This is a genomic window from Pseudoduganella lurida (genome assembly GCF_007830455.1).
GTDB lineage: Bacteria > Pseudomonadota > Gammaproteobacteria > Burkholderiales > Burkholderiaceae_D > Rugamonas > Rugamonas lurida.
The window spans coordinates 1,510,698-1,529,255 of sequence record NZ_VLLB01000001.1; the positions used below are offsets into that span (position 1 = coordinate 1,510,698).

The 18,558-nt window shown below is 67.0% G+C and carries 15 protein-coding genes; 8 read left to right on the forward strand and 7 right to left on the reverse strand.

The genetic code is table 11. The features are described from left to right. Window positions 1-49 precede the first annotated feature (49 nt). Together IP91_RS06615 and IP91_RS06620 are read right to left on the reverse strand one after the other, a co-directional pair. Window positions 50-2,272: a xanthine dehydrogenase family protein molybdopterin-binding subunit gene (locus IP91_RS06615; protein ID WP_145647908.1), complete on the reverse strand. Its 2,223-nt coding sequence runs from the start codon at window positions 2,270-2,272 to the stop codon at window positions 50-52. Beyond that, entirely contained in the window at window positions 2,269-2,733 is a 465-nt protein-coding gene (locus IP91_RS06620; RefSeq protein ID WP_145647909.1) for a (2Fe-2S)-binding protein, read from the reverse strand. Before IP91_RS06620 ends, IP91_RS06615 begins: the two co-directional genes overlap by 4 nt. Before the next feature lie 97 nt (window positions 2,734-2,830). Between IP91_RS06620 and IP91_RS06625 the strand changes: the two genes are divergently transcribed. Next, window positions 2,831-4,633, forward strand: a complete 1,803-nt coding sequence (locus IP91_RS06625; RefSeq protein ID WP_145647910.1) for an amidase — start codon at window positions 2,831-2,833, stop codon at window positions 4,631-4,633. Between the two features lie 164 nt (window positions 4,634-4,797). Continuing rightward, window positions 4,798-5,298 (forward strand): DUF6622 family protein, encoded by a 501-nt coding sequence (locus tag IP91_RS06630; RefSeq protein WP_145647911.1) that lies wholly within the window; start codon window positions 4,798-4,800, stop codon window positions 5,296-5,298. Between the two features lie 161 nt (window positions 5,299-5,459). Here the strand turns inward: IP91_RS06630 and IP91_RS06635 are convergent, their stop codons facing one another. Continuing rightward, on the reverse strand, window positions 5,460-5,969 hold the full coding sequence (locus tag IP91_RS06635; RefSeq protein WP_145647912.1) for a hypothetical protein: 510 nt from the start codon (window positions 5,967-5,969) through the stop codon (window positions 5,460-5,462). 162 nt (window positions 5,970-6,131) lie between these two features. On the opposite strand from IP91_RS06635, the gene IP91_RS06640 reads away from it, so the two are divergent. The 4 genes from IP91_RS06640 to IP91_RS06655 all read left to right on the forward strand — a co-directional run bounded on the left by IP91_RS06640 (window position 6,132) and on the right by IP91_RS06655 (window position 9,796). Beyond that, window positions 6,132-7,526 carry an L-cystine transporter gene (locus tag IP91_RS06640; protein WP_145647913.1) on the forward strand — a complete coding sequence of 465 codons (1,395 nt, stop codon included), beginning with the start codon at window positions 6,132-6,134 and terminating at the stop codon, window positions 7,524-7,526. A 111-nt stretch (window positions 7,527-7,637) separates the two neighbouring features. After that, entirely contained in the window at window positions 7,638-8,402 is a 765-nt protein-coding gene (locus tag IP91_RS06645) for a histidine phosphatase family protein (protein ID WP_145647914.1), read from the forward strand. Between the two features lie 2 nt (window positions 8,403-8,404). Continuing rightward, window positions 8,405-9,328, forward strand: coding sequence for an NAD(P)H-hydrate dehydratase (locus IP91_RS06650; protein ID WP_145647915.1), 924 nt, complete (start codon window positions 8,405-8,407; stop codon window positions 9,326-9,328). Window positions 9,329-9,445: 117 nt separating this feature from the next. Next, on the forward strand, window positions 9,446-9,796 hold the full coding sequence (locus tag IP91_RS06655) for a hypothetical protein (protein WP_145647916.1): 351 nt from the start codon (window positions 9,446-9,448) through the stop codon (window positions 9,794-9,796). Between the two features lie 185 nt (window positions 9,797-9,981). Here IP91_RS06655 and IP91_RS06660 read toward each other — a convergent pair whose 3' ends face one another. From IP91_RS06660 to IP91_RS06675, 4 genes are all read right to left on the reverse strand, one after another. Beyond that, window positions 9,982-11,397, reverse strand: a complete 1,416-nt coding sequence (locus IP91_RS06660) for an OmpP1/FadL family transporter (protein ID WP_145647917.1) — start codon at window positions 11,395-11,397, stop codon at window positions 9,982-9,984. 488 nt (window positions 11,398-11,885) lie between these two features. Continuing rightward, on the reverse strand, window positions 11,886-15,113 hold the full coding sequence (locus IP91_RS06665; protein WP_145647918.1) for an efflux RND transporter permease subunit: 3,228 nt from the start codon (window positions 15,111-15,113) through the stop codon (window positions 11,886-11,888). 22 nt (window positions 15,114-15,135) lie between these two features. Continuing rightward, window positions 15,136-16,296 (reverse strand): efflux RND transporter periplasmic adaptor subunit, encoded by a 1,161-nt coding sequence (locus tag IP91_RS06670; RefSeq protein ID WP_145647919.1) that lies wholly within the window; start codon window positions 16,294-16,296, stop codon window positions 15,136-15,138. Window positions 16,297-16,544: 248 nt separating this feature from the next. After that, window positions 16,545-16,979 carry a divergent PAP2 family protein gene (locus IP91_RS06675; RefSeq protein WP_145647920.1) on the reverse strand — a complete coding sequence of 145 codons (435 nt, stop codon included), beginning with the start codon at window positions 16,977-16,979 and terminating at the stop codon, window positions 16,545-16,547. A 123-nt stretch (window positions 16,980-17,102) separates the two neighbouring features. Between IP91_RS06675 and IP91_RS06680 the strand changes: the two genes are divergently transcribed. Together IP91_RS06680 and IP91_RS06685 are read left to right on the forward strand one after the other, a co-directional pair. Further along, complete coding sequence (locus IP91_RS06680) at window positions 17,103-18,146, forward strand: DUF475 domain-containing protein (RefSeq protein ID WP_145647921.1); 1,044 nt, start codon at window positions 17,103-17,105, stop codon at window positions 18,144-18,146. 37 nt (window positions 18,147-18,183) lie between these two features. Next, window positions 18,184-18,558 (forward strand): hypothetical protein, encoded by a 375-nt coding sequence (locus IP91_RS06685; protein ID WP_145647922.1) that lies wholly within the window; start codon window positions 18,184-18,186, stop codon window positions 18,556-18,558.

Sequence of the window (18,558 nt, forward strand, 5' to 3'; positions counted from 1 at the left end):
TCTGCGGCAGCCGGGCCACCCATGCTGCGGCGGCCGGCTCCCTTCTTCGCTACGCCTTCTTCAGCGACGCCGACACGGGCAGCCGGCGGATGCGCTGGCCGGTGGCGGCGAAGATCGCGTTGCACAGCGCCGGCGCGATGCCGGCCGTGCCGGGCTCGCCGATGCCGCCCGGATCGTCATGGCTGGCCACGATGTGCACCTCGACCTGGGGCGTTTCGTTCATGCGCATCACGCGGTAGTCGCTGAAGTTCGACTGCACCACCTTGCCCCCTTCCAGGTTGATCTCGCCCCACAGCGCCGCCGTGGCGCCGAACACGATGCCGCCTTCGATCTGCGCCACGATGCCATCCGGGTTGATCGGCTGGCCGCAGTCCAGCGCGCACACCACGCGGTGCACCTGCACGTCGCCCTCGGCACCCACCGACACGTCGGCGATCTGGCACATGTAGCTGCCGAACGCGAACTGGGCGGAGACGCCGCGGCCCACCTTGCGGCCGGCGATCTGCTGCACCGGCTTGCCCCAGCCCGCCTTCTCGGCCGCCAGGTTCAGCACGCCCAGCAGGCGCGGCGACTTGTCCAGCAGCGCGCGGCGGTAGGCCACCGGATCCTGCTTCGCCGCATGCGCCAGCTCGTCGAGGAAGCTCTCGACCACGAACACGTTGTGCGTGGGGCCCACGCCGCGCCAGAACGCCGTCGGCACGGGCGGTTCGTGGCGCACGTATTCCACGCGCAGTTCGGGGATCGAGTACTGCAGGTCGGCCGCGCCTTCCACCGCATCCGGATCGACGCCGTTCTTCACGGCCGGCGGCGCGAAGCGGGCCATGATCGAGGACCCCGTCACGCGATGGAACCAGGCGTGCGGGTAACCCTTGTCGTCCAGCTTGGCGGCGATGCGGTCCACATAGTACGGGCGGTACATATCGTGCTGGATGTCCTCCTCGCGGCTCCACACGAATTTCACCGGCCCCGGCTTGGCCTGGGCTTTCGCGAAGGCGACGGCCTGCACCACGTAGTCGACTTCCAGCCGCCGGCCGAAGCCGCCGCCCAGGTAGAAGTTGTGGACCTTGACCTTCTCCAGCACCAGTCCCGTGACCTTGGCGGCGGCGCCCTGCGCCAGGCTAGGCACCTGCGTGCCGACATACAGGTCGCAGCCGTCGGCGCGCAGGTCGACCGTGCAGTTGGCCGGTTCCATCGTGGCGTGGGCCAGGAACGGCAGCTCGTACAGCGCTTCCACCTTGCGGCCCGAACCCAGTTCCTTGAGGGCGTTGCCCTTGTCCGTCGCGACGGCGCCCGTGGCCTTCGACTTGGCCAGCATGTCCGCCACGATCGTCTTGGTCGATACGCCCGCGTTCGGGCCCGCGTCCCATTGCGGCGCCAGCGCGGCCAGGGCCTGCTTGGCGGCCCACATGTGGTCGGCCACCACGGCCACCGCGTTCTCGATCTTGAGCACCTCGCGCACGCCCTTCACGGCCAGCGCCTTGGCGTCGTCGGCGGACTTGAGCCTGCCGCCGATGGTCGGGCTGGCGGCGACGGCGGCGATGCCCATGTTCGGCAGTTTCGCATCGATGCCGAACTGCGCCGAGCCATCCGCCTTGATCGGCGAATCGAGCCGCGCGTGACGCTTGCCGATCAGCGTGTAGGCTGACGGGTCCTTCAGCGCGAACGTCTTGGGCGGCTGCAGCTTGGCGGCCGCGTCCACCAGTTCGCCGTAATGGAGGGACTTGCCGGACGAATGCGTGACGACACCGTTGGCGACCTGGCACGAATCGGCCGGCACGTTCCACGTCTGCGCGGCGGCCTGCACCAGCACCGCACGGGCCGCGGCGCCGGCTTCGCGCAGCGGCTTCCACGCGCCGCGCACGGAGGTCGAACCGCCCGTCACCTGCCCGCCCAGCAGGGGATCGCTGTACAGGTTGTTGTCGGCCGGTGCGTGCTCCAGTTTCACCTTGGCCAGATCGACCGCCAGTTCCTCGGCAATCAGCATGGGCATCGACGTGTACGTGCCCTGCCCCATCTCGACCTTGTGCATCACCAGCGTGACGATGCCCTGCCGGTCGATGCGGATGAAGGCATTCGGCGCCAGGCCCGGCGCGCGGTCGGACACGGCGGTGGCGGCATGGCCCACGGCCTTTTCCGGCGGGGCTTCCTTGCGGTCGCTCTCCTTGCGGTCGCACCCCGGCAGGATGAAGCCGACCAGCAGGCCACCGCCCGCCGCAGCGCCGATCTGCAGGAAGCGGCGGCGGCCGTTTTTCGGTTCGGTGGGCGCGTTCATTTCGGTGCTCCCGCCGCGGCCGCGATCCTGATGGCGGCCTTGATGCGGCCATAGGTGCCGCAGCGGCAGATATTGCCGGACATGGCGTTGTCGATGTCCGTATCGGACGGCTTCGGCGTGGCGTGCAGCAGCGCCGTCGCGGCCATCACCTGGCCCGATTGACAGTAGCCGCATTGCACCACGTCGATCTGCGTCCATGCGGCCTGCACCTTCGCCCCGACCGGGTCCTTGCCGATCGCCTCGATCGTGGTGATCTTCTTGCCGGCGGCGGCCGAGACGGGCGTCACGCACGAGCGGATCGCCTGGCCGTCGAGGTGCACGGTGCAGGCGCCGCACAGCGCCACGCCGCAGCCGAACTTGGTGCCGGTGAGGCCGGCCACGTCGCGCAGGGCCCACAGGATGGGCATATCGTCGGGCACGTCCAGCGCGGTATCGGTGCCATTGATGTTCAGGGTGGGCATGGATGATTCCTTTCACGGTCGGGACCCCTAGCATACGCCTGCCCATGGCTGCCGGCAGTACGCTAAGATGAAAGCTCTGCCATTAGAAAGATGCTCGATGCCCGACCGCCGCCGCTTCCTGATCAACGCTCCCCTGGGCCTGCTTGCCACCGCTTCGGCCGTTTCTTCGCCTGTGCAGGCCCAGCCGCCCGCGCCTGCCACGCCCGCCACCGCCGGTGCGCCGCCCACGTTCGGCACGCTGCCGCCCACCGGCCCGCAGATCACCGCAGCTACCTTCGCCGAGGCGGAAAAGCTGATGCAGGTGACGCTGACGCCGGCGCAGCGCCAGATGGCCGCATCGGCCTGGCCCACGTCGCTGGCCGGCCTGATGAAGCGCCGCACGGCGCCGGGCAAGCTGAAGATCGGCGACAGCGTGGTACCGATGTCACGGTTCGAGCCGGTGCTGCCGGGCACCAAGGCCGGCCCGGCGCGCGCCCGCTTCGTGCGCAGCTTCGCCGATCCGGGCAGGCTGCCGGCCAGCGACGCCGATATCGCGTTTGCCAGCGTGGCGCAGCTGTCGCGCTGGATCGAGAGCCGGCAGCTCACGTCCGAACGGCTCACCGGAATCTACCTGGAGCGCTGCCGCCGCTTCGATCCGCGACTGAAGGCCATCATCACGCTGCTGCCCGAGCGCGCGCTGGAACAGGCCCGCGCGGCGGACCGCGAGATCGCCGCCGGCAAATACCGCGGCCCGCTGCACGGCATCCCGTACGGCGTGAAGGACCTGCTGGACACGGCCGGCATCGCCACCACCTGGGGCGCCGAGCCGCTGAAGAACCGCGTGCCGGTCACCGATGCCGCCGTCGTGGCGCGGCTGAACGACGCCGGCGCGATCCTGCTGGCCAAGCTGTCGCTGGGCGCGCTGGCTATGAACGACATCTGGTTCGGCGGGCAGACGATGAACCCGTGGCTGCCCGAGGAAGGCGCTTCCGGCTCCAGCGCCGGCCCGGGCGCCGCGATGGCGGCCGCGCTGGTGGCCTTCACGATCGGCAGCGAGACGGGCGGCTCGATCGTCAGCCCGGCCATGCGCTGCGGCGTGACGGGCCTGCGCCCCACCTTCGGCCGCGTGCCGCGCACGGGCGCCATGACCCTGTGCTGGTCGCTCGACAAGCTGGGCCCGATGACGCGCTCGGTGGAAGACGCGATGCTGGTGCTCGATGCCATCGCCGGCCCGGATGCGGGCGACCTGGCCAGCGTGCCGGCAAAACTGGACTTCGATGCCGCCGCGCCCGTGCGGGGCCTGCGCATCGGCTACCTGCCCGAGTGGCAGCGCGAGGCGTCGGACGTCGACCGCGCGGCGCTGGAGCTGGCCAGGAAGGCCGGCATGAAACCGGTGCCGGTGGCGCTGCCGGACTGGCCGTACCACGCGCTGAACACGATCCTGTTCGCGGAGGCGGCCGCCGCGTTCGAGGACTGGACCCGCGACGGCCGCATGGACATGCTGTCCGAACAGACACCGGATGCCTGGCCGAACCTGCTGCGCGAGGCGCGCTTCCTGTCCGCCGTCGATTTCGTGCAGGCCGACCGCCTGCGCCGGCTGGTGGCCGAACGCATGGCCGCCATCTTCGGCCAGGTCGATGTGCTGCTGGTGCCGTCGCTGCGCGAGGAGATGCTGATCGTGTCGAACAACACGGGCCACCCGTCGCTCACGCTGCGCACCGGCTTCGTGCAGGTGGACGAGGCGCGCAGCGACTGGGCCCCGCACCCTTCCCGCCCGCTGCCGAAGTTCGCGCCGCCGCGCCGCGTGCCGCACGGCGTCACCCTGATCGGCCGCCTGTTCGACGAAGGCACGCTGGCCCGCGCCGGCATCGCCATCGAGCGGCTGGCCGGCGTGGCGAACGAGCGGCCGCCGGGATTCTGAAGCGCACGACCACGCCAGCGCCGGACACGAGTGCATGACACTGGTGTTCGGCGCCGGGGTCACCCGTTTCACGCCACGGTGACCCGCTTTCGTCGCATTCCCCTCGCCCACGTCCCGGCAAAACCGCATGCTGGCTCCATCGCAACCCAACCACGGAGCCCGCCATGCAAGCCATCCAGCACATCCTGTCCCGCACCCCCACCTTCGTCTGGATCATCCTCGGCGTGCTGGTATGGCGCGGCATCGCCGCCAGCCGCGACCGCATCGTGCCGGTGCGCCAGCTGTTCATCCTGCCGCTGGCCCTGCTGGCGCTGTCGGTCTCGGACCTGTCCTCGCGCTTCGGCCTGCACGGCCTGCCGCCGGTGGCCTGGCTGGCCGGTGCGGCCGCCACGGCGCTGCTGGCCGCGAACGTGCCGTCCACGCTGCGCATCGAACGCGCCACCGGCCTGGCGTTCGTGCCGGGCAGCTGGCTGCCGCTGGCCCTGATGATGACCATCTTTGCGACGAAATATGCGCTGGCCATACTCTCGGCCACCCATCCCGAACTGCTGGCACGCACGGGCTTCGCGATCGCCGCCTGCACCCTGTCCGGCGCCCTCAGCGGCATCCTGCCCGGCCGCATGCTGCATGCCATGCGCGCCCTGCGCCAGCCGGCCCTCGCCTGAGGGTCGGGAGAATATACGCCGGACCTGATACGCCGGGCCTGACACGCCGGACCTGACACGCCGGCCCCAGATACGCCGGACTGACACGCCAGGCCAGGCCCGATACCCCCAAGGCCTGATATGCTGATAGGCCGGGCCTGACGACGCGGTGCGCAGCCGCCTCAGGCCTCGACCTTGTCGTCCTCCGCCTTCACATCCTCCATGGCCTCCGGTTCCAGGTGCTCGGCGGAGACATTCAGCCACACGAACCCGCCCCACGCCAGCAGCAGCGCGGCGGCGCAGGCACCGATGACGCCCGCCTGCGGCAGCAGGTCGGCACGGCCATGCAGCGTCTGGAACGCGGCCACCAGGCACTCGATCGACAGCGACACGATCACCACGATCATGAAGCGCGACAGGAAGCGGCGCACGCGGGTCGGCGTGCTGATGCTGGCCTCGCGCAGCACCTCTTCTTCCAGCACCGTCTGGCCCAGCTCGAACGCGGCCACGGCGATGGTCAGCAGGCCGATACATTCAAGGATGGAGACGAAGCGCGGATGCGCGCTTTCCGTCGTCGTGAGCGCATCCCAGATCTCCCATCCCGCCATGCCCACCAGGCACACGCCGCAGATGAAAAAGAACACCGACACGGCGATATAGCCCGCGCCAAACAGCTTCAGCATGAATTTCATAACATTCCACAAATATCGATATGCGGCAATATTCTCATGCTTCGACCGAACGGGGCCGCACGCCATTCCGTCAACGGCGGTAAAATCCGGCGAGCAATGCCAAACCGCTTTACCGAATAAACTATTTACATCATTTCATAACCTCACCCAAGAAGGCCCTCCATGACTGCCGCCGTCCTGCTCAACCTTGCCGTGGCCGTGCTGCTGCTCGGCTTCCTCTACCGCCAGCAGCGCGTGCATGCCACCTTCACGGTGCGCGTGTTCACGGCGCTCGGCCTCGGCGTGGCGCTGGGCGCCGTGCTGCAGGCCGTGTATGGGGCGGACAGTGCCGTCATCAAGACCACCGGCGACTACCTGGACATCGTGGGCAGCGGCTACGTCAAGCTGCTGCAGATGATCGTGATGCCGCTGATCATGGTGTCGATCATCGGTGCCATCCTGAAGCTGCGCAACGCCAGCTCGCTGGGCAAGATCAGCGTGCTGACGATCGGCACGCTCATCATCACCACGGCCATCGCCGCCGCCATCGGCATCCTGATGGCCAAGCTGTTCGGCCTGACGGCGGCCGGCCTGGCCGCCAATGCGGCGGAAGTAGCGCGGGGTACCTACCTGCAGGGCAAGGTCGCCGATGCGCAGGCCATCTCGCTGCCGTCGATGATCCTGTCGTTCATCCCCGCCAATCCCTTCCTCGACATGACGGGCGGGCGCAAGACGTCGACCATTGCCGTGGTGATCTTCTCCGTCTTCATCGGCATCGCCGCGCACGGCATCGCCGACAAGAAGCCGGAACTGTTCGTGTCGTTCGATCACTTCGTGAAAGTGGCCCATGCGATCGTGATGCGCATCGTCACGCTGGTACTGCGCCTGACGCCCTACGGCGTGTTCGCGCTGATGGCGCAGGTGGTGGCCACGTCCAGCTACACCGATATCCTGAACCTGCTCGGCTTCGTGGTGGCTTCCTACTGCGCACTCGCCCTGATGTTCGGCGTGCACCTGGCCATCATCGCCGGCACGGGCCTGAACCCGTTCCGCTTCGCCAAGAAGATCCTGCCCGTGCTCACGTTCGCGTTCACCTCGCGCAGCAGCGCCGGCGCCATCCCGATGAACGTGCAGACGCAGGTGAACCGCCTGGGCACGCCGGAAGGCATCGCCAACTTCTCCGCCTCGTTCGGCGCGACCATCGGCCAGAACGGCTGCGCCGGCATCTACCCGGCCATGCTGGCGGTGATGATCGCGCCGACGGTGGGCATCGACCCATTCACGGCGTCGTTCCTGCTGCCGCTGCTGGCCGTGATCACCATCGGCTCGGTGGGCGTGGCCGGCGTGGGCGGCGGCGCCACGTTTGCCGCGCTGATCGTGCTTTCAACGATGAACCTGCCGGTGGCGCTGGCGGGCCTGCTGATCTCCATCGAGCCGCTGATCGACATGGGCCGCACGGCCCTCAATGTCTCCGGTTCGATTACCGCCGGCACGCTCACGTCGCGCGTGCTGGGCGAGACGGACAATGCCGTGTTCGACGCCGATGTCGAGCCGGACGAAGACGTGCAGCCCGCGTAATCTTTCCTCCCTTCACCACCAGCACGCCGGCCCCGAGCCGGCGTGTACGCTTGCGCCACGGTTTTGCGCTTTCGTCTAGTATTCGCCCACCGAATCACAGGACGGATGGCAATGGAACAAAAGTGGCCCCAACAGATCTGGATCGTGCGGCACGGCCAGAGTGCCGGCAACGTCGCCCGTGAAGCGGCGGAAGCGGCTTCGCAGTTCCTGATCGACATTGCGGAACGCGACATGGACGTGCCCCTGTCCGCCCTGGGCGAACGCCAGGCCGAGGCGCTGGGCCAGTGGTTTGCCGCCCTGCCGCCGGAGGAGCGCCCGAACGTGGTGCTGTTCTCGCCGTACGTGAGGGCGCGCCAGACGGCACGCGCGATCGTGGACCAGCTGGAGCGCGACGACCTGCTGGCCGTCGTCACCGACGAGCGGCTGCGCGAGAAGGAGTTCGGCATCGTCGACCGCCTCACGCCGCTGGGCATCGCCGACAAGTATCCCGAACTGAACGAACAGCGCCGCCACGTGGGCAAGTTCTATTTCCGCCCGCCCGGCGGCGAAAGCTGGTGCGACGTGATCCTGCGCCTGCGCAGCATGCTGGACATGCTTACCCGCGAATACCGCAACGAGCGCGTGCTGATCGTGGGCCACCAGGTGATCGTCAACTGCTTCCGCTACCTGCTGGAACGGATGGACGAGGAAACCATCCTCGCCACCGACCGCGCCGCGGACGTGCCGAACTGCAGCGTCACCTCCTACCGGTTCGACCCGGCTGCCGGCAAGCGCGGCAAGCTGGTGCTGGACCTGCAGAACTTCGTGGCGCCGCTGACGGAAACCGGCACGCCGGTCACCGTGAGCAAGGACCAACCCGCCGCACCGAAAGCCTAAGCATGAACCAGGACACCATCGACATCACCGCCCGCACGCTGCGCCAGTGGGCCCTGCCGGAACCGTCGTTCGACGACGACAAGGAAGGCCGCGGCCATATCCTGATCGTGGGCGGCGCGAAGGAGATGCCGGGCGCCGTGATGCTGGCGGCCACCGCCGCCCTGCGCGCCGGGGCCGGCAAGCTGACCATCGCCACGGCCGCCTCCATCGCACCGCTGGTGGCGATGGCGATTCCGGAGTCGCGCGTGATCGGCCTGGCCGAAACGGCCGGCGGCGGTTTCACGCTGGCGGCGGCCCGCGAGCTGGGCGACCTGGCCGGCAAGGCCAGCGCGCTGCTGGTGGGCCCGGGCATGCAGGACGATGCGGCCACGGCCGAGCTGGTGCATGCCCTGCTGCCCCGCTTTGCCGGCACGCCTGTCGTGCTGGATGCGGCGGCCATGGGGGCGGTGAAATCCCAGGGTGAACCGCATCTGCTGGACGAGACGAAGGACATGAAGCATTTTCGCTTTGCGGAACCGGTGCTGCTGACACCGCACGCGGGTGAACTTTCCTATCTGACCGGCCGCGACAAGAAGGACATCGCGGCCGCGCCGGAGGAAGCTGCACGGGAAGCCGCGCAGCGCTGGAACGCGATCGTGGCACTGAAAGGTGCCACGACCGTCATCGCCGCGCCCGACGGGCGGCAGTGGCAACACCAGGGCGGCAATGTCGGCCTGGCGATCTCGGGCTCCGGGGACGCGCTGGCCGGCATCATTGCCGGTCTCGTGGCCCGCGGGGCGGCACTGGAACAGGCGGCTGCCTGGGGCGTGGCGCTGCATGCGTCCGCCGGCGAGCAGCTGTCCATCCGGTACGGGGTGCTGGGTTACCTGGCACGGGAAATCTCGGCCGAAGTACCGGCGCTGTTGAGGACGCTTGCCCCAGCCTGAGGGAACAAGCGGCAAGACGATCAGGCACATCTCGAACCGGCAACCATGCTGGCGGTCCAACGGTAGCCCATCACCGTGCCGGCATGCTGTCGCACCACCCACTTGAAAGGAATCGACATGATTAAGCTGAGCAAAACGTCCGCACTGATCCTGGCTGCCGTCATCGGCAGCGCTGCCCTGGCCGGCTGCAAGAACCGCGATGCGGATCACCCAGCGGCCGACACGACGGCCACCACCCCGGCCGCCACGCCGGATACGAGCACGACGCCGGTGGCCCCTGCCACGCCACCGGCCAGCGGCACCAGCGGCGATGCCGGTACCACGGGCGGCGCACCGGCCACCACGCCGATGCCGGGCGATACCACCACGCCGGCGGCCACGCCGGGCACCGCCACCACGCCAGGCGCCACCACCACCCCGGGCGGCACCAACACCGGCACGGGCGGCACCACCACCCCACCGCAATAATGGCCGACGTAACTCGGCCGACGTAAAACGGTCGATGTAAAACGGTCGATGTAAAACGGTCGATGTAAAACGGTGGACGTAAACGGTGGACGTAAGCGGCGGATGTAAAGCCGCGCACGTAAAACGCCTGGCGTAAAAAAGCCGGCACCTTCGCAGGTGCCGGCTTTTTTTTTGCTGCGTACGGCTTAGAACTTGTAGTTGTACGCCAGGCCCAGCAGCTGCATGTGCGTGCGCCACGTGCCGCGCGTCGTTTCGCCATTGCCCGTGCAGGTTTCCAGGCCAGGACGGCACAGGTTCGTGTAGTTGCCGGTGGCGTCCTTGAAGTCCAGGTAGGAATACGCCACGTCGATCGACGACTGCGGCGACAGCTTCCAGTTGGCGCCGAAGGACAGCTGGTTGCGGTCCGCGTCCGGCAGCGCGGCATGACGCAGCGCGACGCCGTTGATCGGTGCCTGGTCATGCGCGATACCGCCGCGCAGCGTGACGTTCTCGTTCAGCTTGTAGTTGGTGCCCAGCGCGAAGCGCCAGGTGTTCTTCCACTGCTGGCGGATCACTTCGTCGCCCGAGGTGGTGCCCAGGAACTGGATGTCGATGTTCTGCATGCGCGAGTTGCGCGTCCACGTCAGGTCGGCCATGCCGGCCCACTGGCTGTTGAACTCGTGGTAGCCGTTCAGCGACAGCGTTTCCGGCGTGCGCAGTTCCACCAGCGCGGCGGAATTCACGTGGTGCGATGCAGCCTGCACGACACGGTTCACGACCTGGTCGCTGGTGATCGTGGAGAAGTCCCAGATCGCGCCGCCGCGCAGCTCGTGCTTGATCGACGAGCGGTAGGCCACGCCGAAACGGGTGCCCTCGGCCGGCTGGTACAGGTAGCCGATATTGAAGCCGTAGCCCCAGTCCTTGCCTTCCACGCTGGCGTGCGCGTCACCTGCCGTGCCCAGCAGGGCCGGGTTGCCGCCCAGCGCGGCGATCTGGCGGGCCAGCACGACGCCGGTGCCCGTGGCCTGCGCGGCGATGATGGAGCCCGGCACGTCGACACCCTGGCCGAGGCTGGCTTTCATGAATTCCGCATCGATGCCGAAGCCGAACGAGTGGCGCTCGTTGACCTTGAACGCGACCGACGGGTTCAGCGTGATGGCCGTCAGCTTGATGTTGGTGAGCGCGTAACGGCCGGACCAGTTCCAGTCGTACGACAGGTTGGTACCGTAAGGCACGAACATGCCGAAGCCGGCCGTCCACTGGTCGTTGATCTTCTGGCTGTAGTACAGCGACGGTGCGGCGACCGCTTCCGGCGCGTAGTCGTCCTGCGACGTGAGGCCGCCCGTACGGCCGCCCGTGAAGCGGGTCGAACCGCTGTCGTTGAACGTGGAATGCGGCACCAGTGCCGTCACGCCGCCCTGCAGCTGGCGGCCTTCCAGGCGGGACAGGCCGGCCGGGTTGGCGAAGATGGTCGACGGATCGGCCGCCTCGGCGCCGTTCGCTTCGGCGGTGCCCTGCGACGACACGCTCTGCGAGCCGAAGCGGTAGCCGGAAGCGCCGGCCGATGCGGAAACGGCCGCCAGGGCAGCCGCAATGATGAGGGTAAGGGAATGCTTGTTCACGAGTCTCGCTCCTGTTTCTTTTTGCTCAATGCCTGATGCTGGCTGCAGATGCTGCTTGCGGTCCCTGCGGGCAAAACGGTTCGGTGCGCCCTCCAACGTTGGGGCCGCCCGGCGCAAGAATACACCAGCCGGAAAAATTTTGATACGAACGTTCGCTTTTCGCAACGCAGGATGTATCAAATGTGCTTATGGGGCGATTCACTGCCGTGCCCGACTGGACAGGCGCGGATTTTTCGTTGCAAAACAAGGGTTAATCAGAAGGCAATGTCCTGGTGCCTGGCACCAGGACACGGGCTCGGCAGTACGGGAAAATGGCACGGTGCCTGGCACCGGGACACGGGCGCGACAGCGGAGGGAATGTCCTGGTGCCTGGCACCGGGACACGGGCTCGGCAGTGGGGAAAATGCGTTGGCACGGTGCCTGGCACCGGGACACGGGCTTGGCAGTGGCGGGAATGAAAAAGGCCGCTGGAAGCGGCCTTCGGGACGTTACGCCGCTTCGGCCAGCGGCGGTGGCGGCGGCGGGGTCTGCTTGCGGCCCGTGACGAAGCGCCCGCCGCGCACGATCAGGCGGAACACCAGCCGGACCAGCGTCAGCGCGAGGATGGCTTCGATAAACGTGAGCACGCCGGCAACGGCCGTGTTCCAGCGCGCCGCGCGGCGCCCGAACTTGGCGTACATGCGGTCGCGGGTGATCTCGATGCTGTCGTAGAACGTGGGCACCATCAGCAGGGTCAGCAAGGTCGAGGTGATCGTGCCGCCGATGATGGAGATCGCCAGCGGGCGGTAGAACTCGCCGCCCTCGCCGTGGCCGATCGCCACCGGCAGCATGCCGGCGATCAGCGCGAAGGTCGTCATCAGGATCGGGCGCAGGCGCATGCGGCCGGCATACATCAGCGAGTCCTCGCGGCCGAAGCCTTCCTCTTCCCGCTTCCTGGCCGCATCCAGCAGCAGGATGGCGTTCTTGGCGACGAGGCCCATCAGCATGATCACGCCGATCAGGCTCATCAGGTTGATCGTGCTCTTCGTGGCCAGCAGCGCGATGACGACGCCGATCAGCGACAGGGGCAGCGACAGCATCACGGCCAGCGGCGCCGTGAACGAGCCGAACTGCATCACCAGGATCAGGTACATCAGGCCGATGCCGGCCACCAGCGCGATCGCCATCTCCGTGAACACTTCCTGCATGTCCTTGCCCGAACCGGCCACGGCGAGACCGTAGCCCGGCGGGAAGTCGATGCTGCGCGCCAGCTTCATCGCATCGGCCGTCACCTCGCCGGGCGAACGGCCCTGCACGTTGGCGGACACGGAAATCACGCGTTTCCCATCCTTGTGCTTGATCTGCGAAGGACCCTTGCCCATCGTGATCGTGGCGATCTGGTCCAGCGGCACCATCTGGTTGGTGCCCGTGACGGCGATCGGCAGGCGCTCGATGCTGGCCGCGTTGGTGCGGTCTTCCGGCGCCAGGCGCACGGCCACGTCGCGCGTCTCGCCCGTCGGATCGACCCAGTCGCCCACTTCGATGCCGGCAAAGGCCACGCGCAGCGCGGCAGCGGCATCACCGGCGCCGATGCCCATCGAGTTGGCCAGGCCGCGGTTCAGCTCGATCTGCAGCTCGTCCTTCGGATCCTGCTCGGACAGGCTGACGTCGACGGCGCCCGGCACCTTCTTGAGCTCGTCCATGAAGCGGCCCGTCAGTTCCATCAGCTTGCGCGAATCCTCGCCGGTGAACTCGATCTGCACGGGCTTGCGGGCGCCATTGGCCAGGTCGTCCAGCACCGTGTACTCGGCGCCCACCAGCTGGGCCAGCTTGCCGCGCAGGTCCTGCGCCACTTCGGCGGCGGAGCGCTCGCGTTCGTTCTTCTTGCCGATCTTCACGTAGATGCGGCCGCCGGACAGGTTCACGTAGCTGTTCGTCTCCGTCGTTTCCGGCAGCGAGTGGGCCATCTCGGCCGCCTTCATGATCTTCAGCTGCGAGTACTCGACACTGCTGGACGACGGCGTGCGCACATCGATGGCGATGGTGCCGAAGTCGGACGACGGCACGAAGCTGGCCCCGCCGAACTTGGCCTGCAGCCCGATGGCGGCCAGGAAGGTGACGACGGCGATGACAGCCATCCAGCGGCGGTGATGCAGCGCCCAGGCGATCACGTTGCCGTAGCGGTCGGCCTGGTGGTCGAACCAGGTGTTGAACCGTTCCAGCACCTTTTCGAAACCCTTGCGCGGCATCTCGTGGTGGCCCGGCGGGTCGCCCCAGTAGGCCGACAGCATCGGGTCCAGCGTGAATGAGATGAACAGCGATACGGCCACCGAGCACGTGACGGTCAGCGCGAACGGCCGGAACCACTCGCCCGTGATGCCGGGCATGAAGGCCACCGGGATGAACACGGCCATGATGGAGAACGTGGTCGCGGCCACGGCCAGGCCGATCTCGGCCGTGCCGTTGATGGCGGCCGTGCGGCGGTCGGCGCCCATCTGCATGTGGCGCACGATGTTTTCCCGCACCACGATGGCATCGTCGATCAGCACGCCGATCGCCAGCGACAGGCCCAGCAGGGTCATGAAGTTGAGCGTGAAGCCGCACAGCCACACGCCGATGAACGCGGCGATCACGGAGGTGGGCAGCGACAGCGCCGTGATCAGCGTCGAGCGCCACGAGTTCAGGAAGGCGTACACGACGAAGATGGTCAGCCCGGCGCCCAGCACCAGCGCCTCGATCACGTTGTTCAGGCTGCTCTGGGCATCCTCGCCGCCGTCGTCCGTGATGTCCAGCGTGGTGCCCTTGGCCAGCGTGGGCTCGATTTCCTTGACCATCGCATGCACTGCCTTCGATACCGCCACCGTCGAGGCTTCCCGCGTGCGGATGATCGACAGGCCCACGTTCGGCTGGTTCGAACGCATCGACATGCCGTTGATCTCGGCGAAGCCATCCTCAATGGTGGCCACCTGGGCCAGGCGCACCAGCTCGCCGCCGTTGCGCTTGACGACGACCTGCTGGAAGTCCTCGGGCCGTTCGATGCGGCCGACGAGGCGGATGCTCTTCTCGTCCAGCGCGCCGCGCAGCTTGCCCACCGGCGCATTGGTATTCTGCATGCGCAACGCGTTCGTCACGTCGCTGATCGACACATTGTATTCGCGCAGTTTTTCCGCGTTCAGCAGCACCGACAGTTCGCGGCGCAGCGAGCCGTCGACGCTCACGTTGGCCACGCCATCGACGCCGCGCAGCTTGTCGGCCAGCACGTCCTCGGCCAGCCGCGAGATCTCGGCGTGGCTCTGCGTCTTGGACGACAGCGACAGCTGCATGATCGGCTGGGCCGACACGTCGACGCGCCGCAGCACCGGTTCGCGCATCTCCAGCGGCAGCTTGTAGCGCACCGCGGCGATGGCATTGCGCACGTCGTCGGATGCCTCGATCAGGTTGCGGGTGAACGTGAACTTCAGCACGATCTGGGCCGAGCCCTCGTTGGCCGTGCTGTTGGTTTCCGTGACGCCGGTGATGCTCTGCAGCGATTTCTCGATGCGGTTGATGATTTCCCGCTCGACCGTTTCCGGCGACGCGCCTGGATACGGGATGGAGACCACGATCACGGGCACCTCCACATCGGGATTCTGGTTGACGCGCAGTTTTTTCAGGGCCATCAGCCCCAGGCACATCATGGCGATGATCAGCACGATCGTGGCGATCGGCCGCTTGATACTGAAATTGGAGAGGAACATTGGGTGGTTTCCTGGTTGTTCTTCAGTTGCCCTTGGCGGCGCCGGTGCCGCCGTTCGCGGCCGCCACGTTCTTCGGCGTTACCAGCTCCACGGCCTGGCCGTCATGCACGGTGGCGCCCGGCGCGCGCAGCACCATGTCGCCAGATGCCAGGCCGCTCTTGACCTCCCAGAAGCCGGTGCGCTCGTCGCGCGTGCCGATCGCCAGGTTCACCTTCGACAGTTTTTTATCCTTGATGCGCCACACGTACTTGCTGTCGCCCGCCTCAACCATGGCCGAGGCCGGCAGCATCAGCGCATCCGTCGTGGCCGTCTCCACGCGCCCTTCCGCATACAGGCCGGCCACGCGGGGCTGGTTGCGCTCGGCGAATTCCACCAGCACTTCCACCTGGCGCGTGACGGCATTCGCGGCCGGGTCGACACGCTTCACCTTGCCCTGGAAATTCTGGCCCGGATAGCCGTTCACGCGGAACAGCACCGGCTGGCCCACCTTGACGATGCCGATCTTGTCGGCCGAGACGAGGCCCTCGAAGCGCATGCTGTTCGGGTCGATCACCTTGATCAGCTCCTTGCCGATCTGCGCCGTGTCGCCGCTGGACACCTTGCGGTCGCTGACGATGCCATCGAACGGTGCCCGCACCAGCGTGCGGTCAAGCGTCTGGCGGGCACCCACCGTGCGCGACTTGACGGCCGCCAGCTCGCTCTGCGCCGTGTTCAGCCGCACCTCGGCATCTTCCAGCGCCTGCATCGACGTCATGCCCGAGGCGCGCAGCGTCTTGTTCCGGTCCAGCATGCGCTGCGCCTGGTCGACGACCTGCTTGGCGTTGCGCACGGCTTCCTCGGAAGAGCCCAGGCTGTCGCGGATCGAGGTGTCGTCCAGGCGCACGAGCAGGTCGCCCTTGCGCACCGGTTCGCCGTTTTCCTTCAGCACCTGCAGCACGATCGCCGAGACTTCCGCGCGCAGGTCGGCACGGCGTTCCGGCTGGATCGAGCCGGTGATGACGGGGCCCGACGCCAAGGCGTTCGACTGCACGGTCAGCAGGTCTTCCGGCGAGATCAGCAGCTTCGGTCCCTTCGCGTCCTTGCCGGCCTGGGCGGTACCGTCCTTGGCCCCTCCAGCGTCGGGCTTGCTGCAGGCGGCGAGGCTCGTGGCGATGGCGAGAGCGATCAGGGTAATTCGCAACATGGGGAAATCTCCGGAAGGTTTGGACCGAGTGCTGTTATGAATGCTGGCCGTTGTTATCTTTCCGGCCATGAGCGGCGAGTATCTCCGAGTGGGCAAACGAGGTCAATTCGCCCGGGTCCAGACTGCGGGAAATTGTGGCTGGACTGTTGAAAAGCGTGGACAGACTGCAAAGACCGGTGCCGGCGGCCGGGTTGGAAGGGTGTGCTGCTGCTTCGGGCGGACGTCCGGCAACGTCCGCCGGGGCCGGTTTACGCTCGGGCGAACAGGGCGTACACCAGGTGTCCGATCGCGATCCCGGTCGCCAGGCCACCGCAGATTTCGACCACCGTGTGGCCCATTCGTTCCCGCAGGCGCTTGCGGCCCGCTTCCGGCACCGGCTCCCGGTCGGCCAGGCGGTTGATGGCGGCCGCCTGACGGCCCACGTGCTGGCGCAGGCTGTTGGCGTCGATAATGACGATGAAGCACAGCGTGACGGCCACGCCGAACGCGGGATGGCCGATGCCTTCGCGCAGCGCGATCAGCGTCGCCATGCTGGAGACGACGGCGCTGTGGTTGCTGGGGAAGCCGCCGTTGCCGACCAGGTTGAACGCCCACTTGCGGGCCTTGGCACTGTTGATCAGGAATTTGATGGGGCCGACGGTGATCCAGGTGATCAGCGGGGTGACGAGATAGGCGAGGTCCATGGTCGAATAAGGGTTAATTCTTGGCAATCGGGCATTATCGCAGAAGCCGGCTCCGCGCCGAAAGCAGGTCCGGTAGAATCGCCCCACTTCAATATAAATATCCTAACGATAAGGACACGGGGAATGAAACATTTCAGGATTTCCATCATCGTCACGGTGGTGCTGATGGGGCTGGCAGGCTGGTGGGGCTACAGCCATGGCGGGGTACACGGCCTGCTCACGGCGCTGTGGATCACGGGCGTGCTGGGGGTGATGGAGGTGTCGCTGTCCTTCGATAACGCGGTGGTGAATGCCTCCGTGCTGAAGGACTGGAATCCCTTCTGGCAGAAGCTGTTCCTGACGGTCGGCATTCTTGTGGCCGTGTTCGGCATGCGGCTGATCTTCCCGCTGGCGATCGTGGCCGTGGCGACTGGCCTGGACCTGCTGCAGGTCTGGACGATGGCAACGACGACGCCGCAGGAATACTCGCGCCACCTGATGGACGTGCATGCCGAGGTGGCCGCGTTCGGCGGCGCCTTCCTGCTGCTGGTGTTCCTGAACTTCCTGTTCGACGAGGAGAAGGAAGTGCACTGGATCGGCTGGTTCGAGGAAAAGGCCGGCAGCGTGGGCACGGAAAGCCTGTCGATCCTGCTGGCGCTGATTGCCATCTGCGTGTGCGTGGAACTGGTGCCGGAAGCGAAGCATTTTTCGGTGCTGTATGCGGGCGTGGCCGGCATCGCCGTGTACGTGGGCGTGGGCTGGCTGTCGTCGCTGCTGGAGGAAAAGGAGTCGGACGTCGATATCGGCAAGGTCGTGCAGCGCGGCAGCATCGGCGGCTTCCTGTACCTGGAAGTGCTGGATGCCTCGTTCAGCTTCGACGGCGTGATCGGCGCGTTCGCGATCACCAGCGATGTCGTCATCATCATGCTGGGCCTGGCGATCGGCGCGATGTACGTGCGGTCCCTGACCGTCTACCTGGTGCACAAGGGCACGCTGGACGAATTCATCTACCTGGAACACGGCGCCCACTATGCGATCGGCATCCTGGCGCTCATCATGCTCGCCAGCGTGAAGTACCACATTCCCGAATGGTTCACCGGGCTGTCCGGCGTGGCCTTCATCGCGGTGTCGCTGTACTCCTCGGTGAAGTACCGCAAACGCGTATCACAACAGGAGGTGATGCAGTAAGATCGCACCATCTCAACTTTGCCATTGTGCCAATGCCATGACGCGACGCCGCTTCTCACCTCTCCTGATCCTCGTCGGCCTGGTCGTCGTCGCCGCGCTCGTCTTCTGGGCCTGGGTGGCCTCCACGCTCAATTTCGCGTACTCGGAAGGCGAGCGGGCCGGCTACCTGCAGAAATTCTCGAAGGTGGGCTGGCTGTGCAAGACGTGGGAAGGCGAGCTGCTGCTGACCTCGATGCCGGGCGCGATCCCGGAAAAATTCCTGTTCAGCGCCCGCGACGACGCGATCGCCGCGCAGCTCTCCGCCGCCATCGGCAAGCGCGTCAACCTCACGTACGCCCAGCACAAGGGCGTGCCCACCAACTGCTTCGGCGAGACCGAGTACTACGTCGAGCGGGTGGTGGTGCAGCAGTAA